The organism is Pseudoalteromonas sp. CO109Y (genome assembly GCF_004208935.1).
GTDB lineage: Bacteria > Pseudomonadota > Gammaproteobacteria > Enterobacterales > Alteromonadaceae > Pseudoalteromonas > Pseudoalteromonas shioyasakiensis.
In genome coordinates this window covers 371,157-387,453 of sequence record NZ_SGPD01000011.1, presented here as the reverse complement: position 1 = coordinate 387,453, position 16,297 = coordinate 371,157, and the positions used below count along the sequence as shown (strand labels likewise).

Here is a 16,297-nt window from a genome sequence, read left to right as displayed (position 1 = left end):
AAACAAAAATTCTTCCTCTAATACACTGTTTAACGGACTAACTTTGTCTATTTAGTTAATTTAAGTGAATAACTATGGTTAGCAGTCTTACCAAGCTTTTACGGTTTTTATAACGTTGTGTGATCAACTTGTAAAAATTTCATTTGTAGCACTAATTGGGCTTTAGTTACACTTGATTACAAAGTGCGTGCAATTGATTTCAATCGTGTTTTTTTTGCTACTTAATAATGTTACATTGCTGATGTAGAAGTGTTTTTTTCTGTTAACATTGATACATCGTGAAACCTTATTACCTAAAATGGATACACTATTTTGGGGTTGTGTTTTCTTTAACCTGCCATTCAGTTTTCGTTCAGTTAACTGAGCCTAAGTTGCCCTCCGCTGACTCGTGATTCTAATAATAACGAGCGCTACCTAACTAAAGGTAAATTTCCAACAAGTAGGGTTTTCACATGAAAAAATCAATTCTTGGTTTAGCTGTTGTTTCAGCAATCCCAATGTTCTCAAGCATGCAAGTTTTAGCTGCTGATGATGCAGCAGAGTCTATTGAAAAAATTCAAGTTACAGGTTCTCGCATTAAGCGTACCGATATGGAGACGTCTAGTCCTGTAACTTTAATTGGTGCAGATGACATCAAAGCAATGGGTGCATCAAGCATCGATGGCGTTCTACAAAAAATGACTGCAGCAAGCGGTGCGATGACTAACCCTGCTGTTAACAACGGTTCAGGCGGTAACGCACGTGTTGACCTACGTGGTTTAGGCGCACAACGTACTCTAGTACTAGTAAATGGTCGTCGTATGATCAACTCTGGTACTGGCGCAGCATCTACTGTTGACTTAAACACAATCCCAGTATCAATGATCAAGCAAGTTGAAGTACTAAAAGACGGCGCATCTGCTGTATACGGTACTGACGCGGTAGCTGGTGTTGTTAACATCATCTTAAAAGACGACTTCGAAGGTCTAGACATGAACCTTAACGGTGCTATCACTGGTGAAGGCGATGCAGACGAAACGTCTTTCGATATCACAATGGGTTCAAGCTTTGACCGTGGTAACGTTGTAATTGGTTTACAATACACAGACCGTGGTGATGCTTCTCAAGCAGACCGTGATTTCTCTGATTGTCCAATCGAAGAAGATTACGAAAACGGTAGCTTCTACTGTGGTGGTTCTTCTTACACGCCTTTCGGTCACGTTTGGGCTGAAAATGCAAGCTTACAAGGTCAAGCAGACGGCGAGTGGCACGACTTCACTTCAGCAGGTGATGCTTACAACTACTCAGCAACAAGCTACCTTTACACGCCAATGCGTCGTTTAAACCTAACAGGTATCGGCCACTTTGACGTAACTGATGAAACGCGTTTAGTTTCTGAATTCACTTACTCTAAGCGTTGGTCAACTCAACAAATGGCTCCACAGCCAGTATGGTTTGACTTCACTTACGATGCAGCAACTATGGGTGATTCACTTCTTTCTCACGGTGTAGCTGATGGTGAAGACATCTCTTACGGTCGTCGTATGACTGACGTAGGTCCTCGTGGCTATGAGCAAGTTGTTGACACTGTACGTGCAGTAATCGGTCTTGACGGTGCATTCGACAACGGTTGGGGCTGGGATACTTCAGTAGTATTCGGTCGTAACGACTCAGTTGACCGCGCAACTAACCTACTTAACATGGGTTCAATCCAAGACGCAATCGAAGAGGGTACTTTCAACCCACTTAACCAAGCTGATTGGTCAGGTAGCAACCTTGCACAGTACAACTACACTGAAAACAACTCAGGTGGTAGCCAATTATTAGTTATTTCTGCTGGCCTTAACGGTGAAGTAATGGAACTTCCTGCTGGTTACGTTGGTTTCGCTGCTGGTATCGAGCGTCGTGAAGAAAAAGCATGGTACGTTCCAGATTCACTAACTTCACAAGGTCTTGCAAATGACCCACGTGTTGAACCAACTGGTGGTCGTTTTGACGTAAACGAAGCTTACGTTGAATTCGCTGTTCCACTTCTAGCTGACGCACCATTTGCTCAAATGGTTGACTTAAGCGCTGCTGTTCGTGCATTCGATTACAGCACATTTGGTTCAGATGAGACTTGGAAACTAGGTCTAACTTGGCGTGTAAACGACGAACTAATGCTACGTGCTGTTCGTTCAACTGCATTCCGTGCTCCTACAGTATCTGAGCTTTACCAAGGTAAATCACCTTCATTCGAACAAGTTAACTTCCCTGGTGCACAAGACCAAGCTGAAGTAACTGTTGGTGGTAACGACCAATTAACGCCAGAGCTTGCTGATACAGTAACTGCTGGTTTCGTATACGCTCCAGAATGGTTCGACGGTTTCTCAATGACTGTTGACTACTACGAAATCGAAATTGAAAACTCAATTTCAAGCGTAAACAACCAGTACATCGTTGAAAACTGTCTTGATGCTTCTACTGGCGCATACAAGAACCAAGATACTGCTTTATGTCAGTCTTCTGCAATCAACTTCAACCAAAGCACTGGTCGCATTAGCTTCAACAACCAATTACAAAACATTGGTAATGAATCTACTAAAGGTTACGACGTAAACTTCAAGTATGCATTTGAAGCTGCAGGTCTTAACTGGCGTACAGGTCTTGATGTAACAATCCTTGATGAGTACATCGTTGATTCAGGCACAAGCACAATCGATTACACAGGTCTTGTAACTTCAGGTATCGGTAGCTACGCGAAAGTTAAGTCTAACTTCACTCTTAACGCGTCTGGCGACAACTGGGATGCACAATACCAAGCACGTATGATCGACGGCCTAGACAGCTACGCATGTCTTGCTGACGACAGCGAGTGTCTAGTACCAAGCGTTGGTACTGTTGTATACCACGACATCAGCGGTTCATACATCCTGAACGACACAGTGTCATTCTCTGCAGGTGTTAACAACTTATTCGATAAGCAAGCACCTTACTACTCAGGTAACAATGACTCAAACACTGACCCGTACACATACGATGTACTAGGTCGTCGTTTCTTCGCTGGTATGAACATCAAGTTCTAATCTAGTTTGAAATGATTACTAAGGCCCAGTTTTTACTGGGCCTTTTTTATTGTCTGAAAGCCTATCAACGCGTAAACTATAGAGGTACTTTTAACAAACGAGGTGATATTGCTTAAACAAGACGAAAACTTATCTTTTATTATTGAGCCTGAGCTTAAACCACGCACAGAGCAACGACTCGACCTGTATTTCTCCATTCCGAATGAAATGAGTGTTAACCCACAAACACTGAGCGAAGAATCATTCTTTAATAATAACTTTAAATCGCACCTTGCGTATAACGCTAACAACATTCACTTACCCTTAGTGAGAAGCCGCTTTGTTAGTAAAAACAAAGGTGAACAGCAAGATTATCGGCAAAACTTAAACTTATATTGTTATCAAGTTCGACTCGCGCTGAATGCCGATATTAAAGACACCCTAAAACACCAAGAAGCCGATGAGTTTTACCCTGCAGCCATTGAGTTGTGCCAGCAAACCAAAGGCTTGTTGAAAAAGCTAAGACGCTATACCCCAGATGATGAAAAGCTACTGCCATTTTATAAAAACGCCGATAACTACTTAAGCTGGCATGTAGAGCAGTCATTTTTGAAACTACTGGATGAAGGGCCGCGCAGTAGTGATTTTGCAAAAGAGCGCAGTGATCTATTAGAGTTTTGTAAAGCTGAAAACAGTTACCGTGAAGAGCAAGAATATAATTCGCAATCAACACTTGAAGATGCCAACCGTATCACCAATAAAATGCGCCTATTGCAACGTTTGATTGAGCATGGAGTGGTACTTACACGTAGCACGCGTCACTTAAACAGTTATTTAAAGCGTATGGTAAAGGGCACGGTGACTGCTGTGATCATGGCCTTTGTGATGTTGGTTGTGTTAAATGCTCGCTCAAACTTTACCGAAGTAACAGCGACGTTGATTTTGATCTTGGGTGTTATTTATGGTCTTCGTGAAATATTTAAAGAAGACATAACACGGGTGATCTGGCGAGCTATCGTACGAGGGCGACCAAAATGGCGCTTTCAATTTAAAAATAGCGTTACTAAAGACAAAATTGCCAGCCAATACATTTGGCTTGAATACACCAGTTTTAAACGCCTGCCTAAAGCGGTAAGAAGAATTTTTTCGAAGCGACGTCATCAAAATAAACAGGCTGCTCAGTGGCTGCATTTTGCAAGCGAAACACAAGTTAACGCGAAAGAGTTTTTACCTGGCTACGATACCTTGCAACAAACCATGCAATTTAGCTTGGCACCGTTTGCTCGCTATTTAAAGCGGGGTGAAGGTAAGCTCTATCATCTAGATAGTAATAAAATCTCTAAGAAAGCTGTAGAGAGGCGTTATCAGTTAAATGTGGTATTAGTGTTTACACAAAGCGAAGATGAAACTTTGTATCAGCGCTACAAGATTACGTTAAATCGCAGCAAAATTGTTAATATTGAGCGTATTTACTCACAAACTGACATTCTGAAAGATGAAAGATGAAAGATGAAAGGGTGGCCTTGGCCACCCATTTCGGTTTATTTAGCGTCTAAACCTGTTTTGCTGTAAAGCGACACTTTGTCTGATACTAAGGTAATTTCGATGTTCTTATCTTTGTTACCCCAGATACAGTTAGTGTGTAGTGTCTTTTCTTCACACTTATCAGCTGAACCTAAAATAGCTTCAACCTCAGTTTTATCCATACCAATTTCAATTTTTTCGTAGTTCTCTAAATTTACTTTTGAGCAACCAGCTAAAGTAAGTGCCGCAGCCGCTGCTGCAATTGCCATATATTTTTTCATAATTGTATCCATTAATGGTTGTAGCGTCTTATTTGCACGATCATCCCCATACGTGGGTGATCAAAATAATGTATCTCGTTACTAATCACACGTTTGAATTGTGAAAAACGTGCTTTTTCGTAATCACCTGTTTCTAAGCGCTGACTAATATCAAAATCTGCGTTTATAAACAGGTAGTGACGAACATAAATCTTCATTAAACCGTCTAATTCCCACTCTGGCACATTTTGCAGTTGGTCGGGAATATAGCGCTCAGTAGGTCCGACTAAACTAATAAAATCGTTGTTTTCTTCTACAGGACTTGCGTGTTTTGCTAAGTGCTCGCCGGCAAAGAGGCGGATACTCGGAGCTCTTTTTTCACTCATTTCAGGAAAACGCCAGCCCGTGTGTAAAATTGGGGTTAAACCTTTTCTATCAAGCTGATTTTTTTGCTCAACAAACTGTAATTGTTCTGGCGCCATTAAATAAATGTCGTCAGTGTCTTCACGGGGTTCAACAACGGGTGTCACAGGCAGTTGATTATAGCTAGCTAAAAAATCAACACTGTCATCACACACGTTAGAGTGAGGATTGCTATTGACTAAAGAATCTGTGAAAGAATCACTGCGAAACCGGCTATCACCTTCAATACAAGCCTGTTTTGCTTGTGCTGTGTATGCGGGAGATAATAAATCCTTGCTACGCTTAGCCTTGATTTCATCGTGTTTTAGGCTGAAATCTTCCTGTAAATAAGGAGCCGGGCGCTGTTTATAAATAAGAACTTCTATTTCGAACCAACGTGTTGCAAATGACGAGCTTGTAAATAAGCAACAAAGCAGTAGTAAACTATTTCTAAACAACATTAATGGCTAACCTTTTTTTCGAAATCTGCAATCATTGCAGTGACCATTTTTAAGCGTTCGCGAGCGTTGGCTTCGCTAATTGCAAAGCGCAGTTTGTTTGCGCCATCCATTTTATACACCTGCGGTGCACTTTGTATCAAACCTATAATGAAGCTAGGGTTAACCTTTGTATGCTGGCTAAACTCAAAATAACCACCTTTCGGGTTTGCTTCAATCTTCTTAATGCCAATATTACTTGCTTGCAGTTTTAATTGCTGCAAACTGAATAAGTTTTTCGTGGCGTCAGGCAGTAGACCAAAACGGTCAATCAGCTCTACCTGTAACTCATCCATATCATTGAGGTTAGCACAGCTTGCAATGCGTTTATAGATACCTAAACGTACGTTTACATCATGAATATAATCATCAGGCAATAACGCTGGCAGCTTTAAGTCAACTTCAGTTTGTTGACCGAGTAGGTTCTCAAGGGTTGGCTCTTTACCTTCTTTGAGGGAGTTAACCGCTTGCTCAAGCATTTCCATATACAAACTAAAGCCAATGGTTTGCATTTGACCTGATTGATCATCACCAAGCAGCTCACCGGCACCACGAATTTCTAAGTCATGGGTTGCGAGCGCAAAACCTGCACCAAGGTCTTCCAGTGACTCTATCGCTTCAAGGCGTTTAACCGCATCTTTACTGAGTGATTTAGGGTTACCAGTCAGTAGGTAGGCATACGCTTGGTGATGGCTTCGGCCTACACGACCACGCAACTGATGCAGTTGTGCCAGACCCAGCTTATCTGCTCTATCCATAATAATGGTGTTGGCAGTCGGTACATCGATACCGGTTTCGATAATAGTGGTACACACAATCACGTTATATTTTTGGTGATAAAAATCACTCATAATTTGCTCAAGTTCGCGCTCTCGCATTTGACCATGTGCGGTTGTTACGCTGGCTTCAGGTACCCATTCACTGATTTCTTCAGCAACTCGGTCTATGGTTTCAACATTATTATGTAAGAAGTACACCTGACCACCGCGTTTAATCTCACGCAGAATTGCTTCGCGAATTAGTTCAGCATCTCTTTGCCTAACAAAGGTTTTAACCGCTAAACGTTTTGCAGGCGGTGTGGCTATGATTGATAAGTCGCGCATGCCACTCATTGCCATGTTTAATGTACGTGGGATAGGGGTCGCTGTGAGCGTTAAAATATCGACATCGGCACGTAATGCTTTTATTTTTTCTTTTTGACGCACCCCAAAACGGTGTTCTTCGTCAACAATCAATAAGCCCAAATCTTTAAATTGAATATCTTGTTGAATAAGCTTGTGAGTACCAATCACGATATCTAATTTACCCTCAGCCATTTTATCTAGGGTGTCTTTTTGCTCTTTGGTTGAGTTAAAGCGCGATAAAACACCCACCTCAATTGGTAAATCGGCAAAGCGGTCTTTAAAGTTTTCATAATGCTGCTGTGCAAGCAGTGTGGTTGGTACAAGTACTGCAACTTGCTTGTTATCATTTACTGCCACAAAGGCTGCGCGCATTGCCACTTCGGTTTTACCAAAGCCAACGTCACCACATACTAAACGGTCCATCGCTTGCTTACTTTGCATATCACCGAGTACAGACTCAATGGCGTTGCGTTGATCGTCAGTTTCTTCAAATGGGAAGCTGTCGCTAAACTGACGATAAGCACTGCCATCAAGCTTAAATTTATTGCCAGGCTTTGCTTGGCGTTTAGCGTAAATATCTAAGAGTTCAGCAGCTACATCACGAACTTTTTCGGCGGCACGTTTTTTTGCTTTTTCCCACGCATCAGAGCCTAACTTATGAAGCGGGGCAGAGGCTTCTTCGCCACCTGAATAGCGGCTCAGCATATGTAACGCTGAAACGGGCACGTATAGCTTTGCCTCGTTGGCGTAGATGATCGTAACAAACTCAGTGATCACACCGGCAGCATCAATGGTTTCAAGGCCTTGATAGCGTCCTACACCATGATCAAGGTGCACAATCGGTTGACCTTCACGTAGCTCAGCAAGGTTACGAATAAGCGCGTCTTGGCTAGCTTCGTATTTGTGTTTACGGCGTCGACGCTGCGAGACCTTAATGCCTAATAATTCTTGCTCTGTGATAATGGTTAAACGTGGCTTACCGTCTAGCACCACACTTTGCTCAAGTGGTGAAACAATTAGGCCAACATCACTCGAACTATTGGTAAAATCGCTAAACGATTCAAATTCTTTAAGCTTTAAACCACTTGGCTTTAATAAAGTGAGTAATGATTCGCGGCGGCCATCCGATTCAACCGAGAGCAGCACGCGGCCTTTTTGTTTTTTCTCACTGGCAACATATTCAATTAAACCTTGGTACGGTTCATGTAACTTATGATCAATACGAACATTTGGCAGCTCTTTACTAGCAAGGTTGGTGTGACCCGCTTTGGTGCCTAATTTTGCTTGCGATAAACGAATGCGCGCGTATTTACCAAATTCACCAAATAGCTCATTAACGCTTTGATACAGTTTTACAGGTTCAAGTAAAGGTCTGAGCGGATCAACACGGCGGTTTTCATAGCGTACATTCACATCATGCCAAAACTGATCAGCAGCATGCTCAATATCGCCAAAATGCATAAAGGTTGTATTACTTGGTAAGTAATCGAAGATAGTTGCCAATTCATCAAAAAACAGGGGCATGTAATATTCGATACCCGCAGGCCAAGTTCCTTTAGTCACCTGCATATAAATTGAGTCTTGTTCAGAGCTTGCGCCAAATTGTTCACGATAGTTGATACGAAAACGCTCAATGTCTGAGTCGTTAGTTGGGAATTCGTGGGCTGGCAGTAACTCAATTTTGTCGACCTTTTCATCTGAGCGCTGGCTTTCAACATCAAATAAGCGAATGCTGTCGAGCTCATCATCAAAAAAGTCTAAACGGAATGGGTGTGGGCTACCCATAGGGTATAAGTCAACGATAGAGCCGCGAATCGCGTATTCACCGTGCTCCATCACTTGTTGTACATGTAAATAGCCCGCTTGTTCTAAGTTTTCACGCAGTGTGTGGGTATCTAGGGTATCGCCCACTTTAAAGTTAAGGGTTGAACCATAAATAAACGAAGCAGGGGCAGTACGCAGCATCAAGGTCGACACTGGCACGATTAATACACTTTGTTGTTCTTTTTTTAAGGTATTTAACGTGGCTAAGCGCGCCGAAATAATATCTTGGTGCGGCGAAAAATGATCATAAGGGAGTGTTTCCCAGTCAGGGAAGACCATGACTGGGTTTTCAGGCAACAGAAATTCGAGTTCAGTTTCAAGGCGTAGGGCGCTTGGTGTATCTGGGGTGACAATCACAACCAGCTCGTTGTGTTGTTTTACACCTTCTGCGATAGCGATGCTAAGCCCGCTACCGGTAAGTTGTCCCCATTGAATTTTATCTTTTTCAGATTTTACCCAAGGCAATGCTGCCCATTGCGCAAACGCCATTTACTACTCCTTTAAACTGTTTTTACTGCTTAGTCTCGATAAATCTTGGTTAAGTCCTGATAGTGATCGATACGACGATCACGAAGGTAAGGCCAAATTCGACGTATATTTTCACTACGTGCTTGGTCTAATTCAACAACTAATAATTGCTCATCACTGTTGTTCGCTTCGGCTAAGATTTCACCTTGAGGGCCCGCGATAAATGAGTTACCCCAGAACTGAATACCTTCACTTTGACCGCTTGGATCACTTTCATGGCCAACACGGTTACAGCTGATCACCGGCACGCCGTTAGCAACAGCATGAGCACGTTGTGAAATAACCCAGGCGTCTTTTTGACGTGTTTGCTCGTCTTTTTCATCACGTGGGTCCCAACCAATGGCTGTTGGGTAAATTAAAATTTCAGCACCGGCCATTGCCATTAAGCGTGCAGCCTCTGGGAACCATTGATCCCAACACACTAATACGCCTAGTTTACCAACAGAAGTTTGAATAGGCTCAAAACCTAAATCACCCGGTGTGAAATAAAACTTCTCGTAAAAACCTGGGTCATCAGGAATATGCATTTTACGGTATTTACCGGCAATGCTGCCGTCAGTTTCAAGTACCACAGCAGTATTGTGATAAAGACCCGTAGCGCGCTTTTCGAATAATGATGACACGATCACCACATTGAGTTCTTTAGCAAGTGCGCCTAAGGTGTCTGTGCTTGGGCCCGGAATGGTTTCTGCTAAATCAAAAACGTCTACATCTTCGGTTTGGCAAAAATACAAGCTACGGTGTAGCTCTTGAAGAACAATTAGCTTAGCGCCTTGGCTTGCTGCATCACGAATGCCAGCAATTGATTTAGCCATATTGTCTTGAGCATTACTGGTGTTTGATTGCTGAACAAGAGCAACCTTTAAATGCGTTGGTTTAGTCATTGTTTGTTCCTGCTAGAAAGCCGCGCGGTAATTGCATTGTAATACAGTGTAAGCTGCCAAATTGGTGAATAATTGGCACACAATTAATACCCACTACAGTGTGATCTGGGTATGCTTTGGCAACCTGACCAAGCGCCAGTTGGTCGTTTTCGTCACCATAAATTGGTACTAAAACAGTTTTATTGATAATTAAATAATTAGCGTATGTGGCAGGTAGTCTATCACCATCTTCATCGAAAACTGCTTTTGGCCAAGGTAAGGCAATCAGCGTGTAGTTTTCACCCTCTGCTGTTTTAAATGATTGCAGTTGTTTTTCCATTGCATCAAGGGCCGCGAAGTGCTCATCATTTTTATCGTCGCACTTAACATAAACAAGCGTGTTGTTTGGTGCAAAACGTACCAGCGTATCAATATGACTGTCGGTATCATCACCTGCAAGGTAACCGTGATCAACCCAAAGAAACGACGTAGCACCCAGTTGCTCAACCAGCGTTTGTTCTATATCTGCTTTTGTGAGTTCAGGGTTACGATTTGGGTTTAATAAGCACTCGCTGGTTGTGAGTAGCACGCCGTGTTCATTGATTTCGACGCCACCGCCTTCAAGAACAAGATCACTTTGCTGATAGCTATTTTTAGGGCTCGCGACTTGCTTTACAAGTACTTGATTAATTTGATTATCAAGATCACTTGCAAACTTATTGCCCCAACCATTAAAAATAAAATCCATTACTTTTAAATCTGTTGCGTCATCAATATTCGCACAGGTCAATGGGCCATGGTCACGTGCCCAGGTATCGTTACACGGTGTCACCACAAAGTGAATGCGATTAGCATCGACATCTGCATTTGCAAGTAAAGCTGCAATATGTGCTTTGAGGGCATTATCATGAGCTACAATCACAACATCTTGTTGTTGGCTTATTGCTTGGCAAAGTGCTACATACACAGGCTCAACAGCGGTTAAATTTGCTGCCCAATCTGTGTCTTGATGAGGCCAAGTGAGCATAACGGCATCTTGCTCAGCCCATTCAGGTAAAAGTCTAAATTTCATGAAGGTATTAAACAAACTAAGGTGGGGCTAGTTTAGCATTTTAGCCATAGATGTCAGCTTTTTGTGCGCGATAAAGCGTGATTTTTAACTGTCTTGCTGATTGTTTTCTTGCTGACGTTTTTTAAGTTGGCGTGTTTGTGCGTGCAAGGCTGCTCTTACGACTAAATCTTGGTCAGCATCGCGAATGGCAATAAACAATAATGTGTATTGGTATTTATCATCATCGCATTTTTCAATGGCGACTAATTCGGTATAGCAATAAATGGCAGATGCTTCGTGCTGCAAGAACAACTTAGTACGAAATGTTTGCCCTAATTCATACACATCAGCTGAGGTAAGTTTTACACCACCACCGCCATAACTATCGCAATAGTTTGCGTTATCGTCAGGCTGCTCTGAGGCTAAGATGTGACTCATGATTAAATCAATTTTACGGGACTGTGCTTGTAAAAAGGCTGCCAGTTCTTGTGCAACATCACCTAGATTACGCAATGGTCGCAAACTTGTTTGCTCAAGTTCGTTTACTTCGTTGGCAAGTTTAAATAGGGCAGGGATATCCGCTTCAAGTTCAGCATTGGTTTTTGGCACAGCACTTGGTTCAACCGCATATAAATTGACACGGTTGCTTTCGTTGATTTGAAAATATTGTTCAAATTCGGCTAATTTTTGATTATTCATGCTGTACTCCACACATCTTTCCTTAATACTAGCGTTCGAAGCAGTAAATTGCTAGTAATCAAATAATCAAAAAAAAGGGCAAACTCATTGTTTGCCCTTCATTTTTTACAGGTTACCCTCTTGGGTTTTAACATGTTCTTGTTGATGATGTTCTGCTATCTCATCAGCAAGCTCTTGTCTTGAACGTTTTTCAGTTAACTTACGCGCCGTTAACCAATAGAAGAACAGCGGCACAAAGAATACAGCAAGGAATGTCGCTGCCATCATACCGCCCATGACACCGGTACCAACACTATGACGTGCACCCGCACCTGCGCCAGAGCTCAGTACTAGAGGCACTACGCCTAAAATGAATGCAAGCGAAGTCATAATGATTGGTCGAAAACGTAACCGTGCAGCCTCAAGTGCAGCCGTACTTGCGCTCCAGCCTTGTTGATGTTTCATCAAGGCGTATTCAACAATAAGAATCGCGTTCTTACTGGCAAGACCAAGTAGTGTTACCAGACCAATTTGGAAGTACACATCATTTGTCATGCCAACAACCCAAACTGCTATAAGCGCACCAAAGGTACCAAATGGCAGAGCAAGCATCACAGACAGTGGTAGTGACCAACGCTCATACAGGGCTGCTAGAATCAAAAATACCATGATCACAGCAAGGCCTAAGGCAATTCCTGTGGTGCCTGAACTGCGTTTCTCTTGGAATGCAGAGCCTGTCCACTCGTAGGTCATATTAGGTGGTAATACTGCTTGTGCAATACGTTCAACTTCAGCAATAGCTTGACCTGAGCTGTAACCCGGCGCTGCATTACCCATCAGTTTAACAGCAGGTAAGTTGTTATAACGATTTAGGTTTTCTGGGCCACGGCTATACTCGATAGTGGTAAAGGCTGAAAGCGGCACCATAGTACTTTGATTGTTTTTAACATAGATACGGCCAATGTCATCAGGCTTCATTCTAAATTCAGCGTCTGCAGACATTAGTACTTGCCATGCGCGACCAAATTTATTGAAGTCGTTAACGTAATAAGTGCCTAAGTTACCTGCAAGAGCAGTGAACGCATCATCAATTTCGACACCCATGGCACGTGCTTGTTCACGGTCAACATCAACACGTAGCTGAGGTGCATCAGGGCGCCAAAGTGTTTGCAGGCCACTGATAATAGGGCTCTTTTGTGCTTCAGCTGTCATCAACTGCATTGCATGTTGAAGTTTGTCTGGGTCGCTATCACCTTTGTTTTGAATGTAAAATTCAAAGCCACCTGTGTTACCTAAACCAAAAATAGCCGGAGGATTAAAGGCAAGAACGAGCGCCTCTTTAATACCTGCTGTTTTCATGAAGAGCTCTTGCACCAGCGCCTTGGTATCAACTTCACGCTCATCCCAATGCTTTTGAGTCACGAATAAGGTTGCAGCGCTGTTTTTGTAACCACCGCCAATAAAGTCAAAACCGGTAAACGCCACAACGTTTTCGTTTGCTGGGTTTGATTGCACGGCCTCAACAACTTGCTGTGTTACTTGCTCTGTGCGCTCAAGTGATGAACCGTCAGGTAAGAAAATTGCTGAGATGTAATAACCTTGGTCTTCATCTGGCACAAGTGAACCTGGGGTGTTTTGCCAAAGGCCAATTGTTGCTGCAATCATACCTGTCATTAAGATCAGCCCTAACAGACCGCGGCGCACCATAAAGCCAACAGCACCGACATAACGGCCGGTGATCTTGGTAAACATGTCGTTAAACCATAAGAAGAAGCGGGCAGTTTGCTTGTGTTCTTGCTTTAAAATAAGTACACAAAGCGCAGGTGTCATGGTTAATGCAACGACACCGGATAAACTTACAGCAATCGAAATAGTAATAGCGAACTGGCGGAATAGCTCACCGGTTAAGCCACCTAAAAACGCAATTGGCACAAACACTGAACAAAGTACTAAAACAATGGCTACTACAGGGCCGCTTACTTCGCCCATCGCTTTAACAGCGGCGTCTCTGGCACCTAGGCCTTCTTCGTGCATGATACGCTCAACGTTTTCAAGTACCACGATGGCATCATCAACAACAATACCAATCGACAGCACCATACCGAATAAGGTGAGTGAGTTAATTGAGTAACCCAGCATATACATGCCGGCAAATGTGCCCAGTAGTGATACTGGCACTGCAAGGGTTGGAATAAGCGTTGCGCGCCAGTTTTGTAAGAATAAATACACCACTAAGAATACCAATACCATGGCTTCAAGTAGTGTTTTTACAACTTCACGGATTGATACTTCAACAAAGCGGGTTGTGTCGTATGACGTTAAATGAGCAAGGCCGGTAGGGAACTGGCTTTTCATTTCTTCAATAACACTGTTTACTTCTTCAGCTACATCAAGAGCGTTTGCTCCTGGTTGCAAGAAGATACCTAACAGTACCGCTTCTTTACCGTTAATCGTTCCTTTGAAGTTATAGTCTTTTGAGCCGAGCTCAACGCGGGCTACGTCTTTTAAGCGTAAGCTACTGCCGTCTGTGTTTGAACGAATAATGATATTTTCAAATTGCTCAGGCTCAGACAAACGCCCTTGTGCAGTTACACTGTAAACCAGCTCTTGAGGAGATTGTGTCGTAGGCGTCGCACCAATTTTACCTGCCGCGTATTGCGAGTTTTGTACGCGAATTGCTCCTGCAATTTCTTCAACAGTGACACCTAATTGGCTCATCACATCAGGGCGCAACCAAATACGCATTGCGTAATCTTTGGCACCAAAAATTTGTACACTGGTAGTGCCAGGAATGCGTTTAACACGGTCAAGTACGTTCATAGTGACATAGTTTGATGTCCATAAACTCGAACGTGTTCCATCTGGTGAGTAAAAGGCATGAACTTGTAAAAAGCTAGAAGAACCTTTTTGAACCACCACACCTTGGCGGCGTGTTTCTTCAGGTAAACGGGCTTCAACCTGTTTAACACGGTTGTTTACGTTTACAGCTGCTTGGTCAACATCAGTGCCAATTTCAAAAGTAACTTCGATGGTGGTTGAACCTGCACTGGTTGACGTTGAAGACATATACATCATGCCTTCAACACCGGTAATGGCATTTTCAATCGGTGTCGCAACCGTTTGCTCAAGCACATCGGCAGATGCACCCGGGTAGGCTGCGGTTACTTGTACAACCGGTGGGGCTATTTCAGGATATTGCGCCACAGGTAAGCTGCGCATCGCAGCGAGGCCGGCAAGCACAATAACAATAGATATAACAAACGCAAAAATGGGTCTGTCTATAAAGTAACGAGAAAACATAAGACTCCCTGTGCTTATTCTGCGTGGCTTGGGTTAGCGGCAGGTTGGCCAACATTGACTGGCATACCCGGGAAGAAAATACGTGCCATGCCATCAACAATAACTTGGTCGCCTTCTTTTAAACCACTGCGAATTAACCAAAAGTTTTGGTATTGCTCGTTTTCTGGTTTTTTGATCCATTCACCTACAGTAACAGGGGCAGGTAAAGCGACATCCATACCTTGCTCGTTTTTACTTACTACATAAACAAACTTACCAGTGCCGTTATCAAGTACTGCACGTTGCGGAACAATGAAAGCGTTTTTGCGTACTGCACCACTTAACTCAACGCGAACGAATTGGCCCGGGCGAAGTTGAAAATCAGGGTTAGGAATGATTGCCTGAAACTCACTGGTACCTGTGTTTGGATTAATACGCACATCAGAGAAGTTAACTTCACCGGTTTGTCCGTATAAAGAGCCGTCTTGAAGTTTAATTTGTGTTTTCCAGTGGCCTTGCTCAGGTAAAGTCAGTGAGCCATTTTTAACATCTTGACGCATTTGTAGTTGTTCACGCTCAGATAAGCCAAAGCGAATACGAATAGGGTCGAACTGAGTCATTTGAGTCAGTAATAAATCTGGTCCAGAAACATAGGTTCCTTCAGAAACAAACTCACGTCCCATTACACCTGCTACAGGGGCTTTTACTTGCGCATATTCAAGGTTTAGTTGCGCTTCTTTTAAGGCAACTTTTGCAGCGGCCAAATCAGTTTTAGCAATATCATTGGCTGAGCTTGCGTTATCGTAATCACGTTGTGAAACAGACTTTTCGGCACGTAGTTTAGCTAATCGTTTAACGTCACGATCAGCTTGAACAAGCGCTGCTTTTGCACCATCAAGTGCTGCTTGCGCACGATCAACCGCAAGTTGATAAGGTTCTAGGTCAATTGTAAACAGTGATTGGCCTTGCTCTACACGCTGACCTTCTTCAAAGTTGCGTGATTCAAGAATACCGGTGACACGGGCACGAACTTCAACTTCTTTTGAACCAGACAGCGTCGCCGGCAGCTCAATAGTAAAAGGGGCATCGTGAGTTTCCATTGTCATAGTCGCGACAGCAGCGGGGTGCATTTGACCCTGTTGTTGCTGTGGCGCTTCAGAACAACCTTGCAGTAGCAAAGGAGCAGAAACTAATAACAACGCAGATAATGATAATTTGGCAGGTGCGAAAGGCAGACGCATGTT

10 protein-coding genes are annotated in these 16,297 nt (G+C 43.1%); 2 read left to right on the top strand and 8 right to left on the bottom strand.

Annotated features, from left to right (window positions below):
• The first annotated feature begins 452 nt into the window (after window positions 1-452).
• Window positions 453-3,044 carry a TonB-dependent receptor gene (locus EXT43_RS04590; RefSeq protein ID WP_130166463.1) on the top strand — a complete coding sequence of 864 codons (2,592 nt, stop codon included), beginning with the start codon at window positions 453-455 and terminating at the stop codon, window positions 3,042-3,044.
• A gap of 108 nt (window positions 3,045-3,152) precedes the next feature.
• Complete coding sequence (locus tag EXT43_RS04585) at window positions 3,153-4,529, top strand: hypothetical protein (protein ID WP_130166462.1); 1,377 nt, start codon at window positions 3,153-3,155, stop codon at window positions 4,527-4,529.
• 35 nt (window positions 4,530-4,564) lie between these two features.
• On the opposite strand, the gene EXT43_RS04580 is transcribed toward EXT43_RS04585, so the two are convergent.
• The 8 genes from EXT43_RS04580 to EXT43_RS04545 all read right to left on the bottom strand — a co-directional run bounded on the left by EXT43_RS04580 (window position 4,565) and on the right by EXT43_RS04545 (window position 16,294).
• Window positions 4,565-4,828 carry a hypothetical protein gene (locus EXT43_RS04580; protein ID WP_055198739.1) on the bottom strand — a complete coding sequence of 88 codons (264 nt, stop codon included), beginning with the start codon at window positions 4,826-4,828 and terminating at the stop codon, window positions 4,565-4,567.
• An 11-nt stretch (window positions 4,829-4,839) separates the two neighbouring features.
• Complete coding sequence (locus tag EXT43_RS04575) at window positions 4,840-5,670, bottom strand: peptidoglycan binding protein CsiV (RefSeq protein ID WP_130166461.1); 831 nt, start codon at window positions 5,668-5,670, stop codon at window positions 4,840-4,842.
• Entirely contained in the window at window positions 5,670-9,143 is a 3,474-nt protein-coding gene (gene mfd / locus EXT43_RS04570) for a transcription-repair coupling factor (protein WP_130166460.1), read from the bottom strand. Before mfd ends, EXT43_RS04575 begins: the two co-directional genes overlap by 1 nt.
• A 29-nt stretch (window positions 9,144-9,172) precedes the next feature.
• Window positions 9,173-10,066 (bottom strand): carbon-nitrogen hydrolase, encoded by an 894-nt coding sequence (locus EXT43_RS04565; protein WP_130166459.1) that lies wholly within the window; start codon window positions 10,064-10,066, stop codon window positions 9,173-9,175.
• Entirely contained in the window at window positions 10,059-11,117 is a 1,059-nt protein-coding gene (locus EXT43_RS04560; RefSeq protein ID WP_130166458.1) for an agmatine deiminase family protein, read from the bottom strand. The genes EXT43_RS04565 and EXT43_RS04560 overlap by 8 nt, the downstream gene beginning before the upstream one ends.
• A gap of 84 nt (window positions 11,118-11,201) precedes the next feature.
• Window positions 11,202-11,795 carry a PilZ domain-containing protein gene (locus EXT43_RS04555; RefSeq protein ID WP_130166457.1) on the bottom strand — a complete coding sequence of 198 codons (594 nt, stop codon included), beginning with the start codon at window positions 11,793-11,795 and terminating at the stop codon, window positions 11,202-11,204.
• Between the two features lie 105 nt (window positions 11,796-11,900).
• Window positions 11,901-15,074, bottom strand: coding sequence for a multidrug efflux RND transporter permease subunit (locus EXT43_RS04550; RefSeq protein WP_130166456.1), 3,174 nt, complete (start codon window positions 15,072-15,074; stop codon window positions 11,901-11,903).
• A 14-nt stretch (window positions 15,075-15,088) separates the two neighbouring features.
• Window positions 15,089-16,294 carry an efflux RND transporter periplasmic adaptor subunit gene (locus EXT43_RS04545; protein WP_054561341.1) on the bottom strand — a complete coding sequence of 402 codons (1,206 nt, stop codon included), beginning with the start codon at window positions 16,292-16,294 and terminating at the stop codon, window positions 15,089-15,091.
• Window positions 16,295-16,297: the final 3 nt, after the last annotated feature.

Bases quoted from the DNA above. Each gene is read 5' to 3' on its own strand.
- EXT43_RS04590 (WP_130166463.1), top strand. From the start codon at position 453: ATGAAAAAATCAATTCTTGGTTTAGCTGTTGTTTCAGCAATCCCAATG.
- EXT43_RS04580 (WP_055198739.1), bottom strand. From the start codon at position 4,828: ATGAAAAAATATATGGCAATTGCAGCAGCGGCTGCGGCACTTACTTTA.
- EXT43_RS04575 (WP_130166461.1), bottom strand. From the start codon at position 5,670: ATGTTGTTTAGAAATAGTTTACTACTGCTTTGTTGCTTATTTACAAGC.
- mfd (WP_130166460.1), bottom strand. From the start codon at position 9,143: ATGGCGTTTGCGCAATGGGCAGCATTGCCTTGGGTAAAATCTGAAAAA.
- EXT43_RS04565 (WP_130166459.1), bottom strand. From the start codon at position 10,066: ATGACTAAACCAACGCATTTAAAGGTTGCTCTTGTTCAGCAATCAAAC.
- EXT43_RS04560 (WP_130166458.1), bottom strand. From the start codon at position 11,117: ATGAAATTTAGACTTTTACCTGAATGGGCTGAGCAAGATGCCGTTATG.
- EXT43_RS04555 (WP_130166457.1), bottom strand. From the start codon at position 11,795: ATGAATAATCAAAAATTAGCCGAATTTGAACAATATTTTCAAATCAAC.
- EXT43_RS04550 (WP_130166456.1), bottom strand. From the start codon at position 15,074: ATGTTTTCTCGTTACTTTATAGACAGACCCATTTTTGCGTTTGTTATA.
- EXT43_RS04545 (WP_054561341.1), bottom strand. From the start codon at position 16,294: ATGCGTCTGCCTTTCGCACCTGCCAAATTATCATTATCTGCGTTGTTA.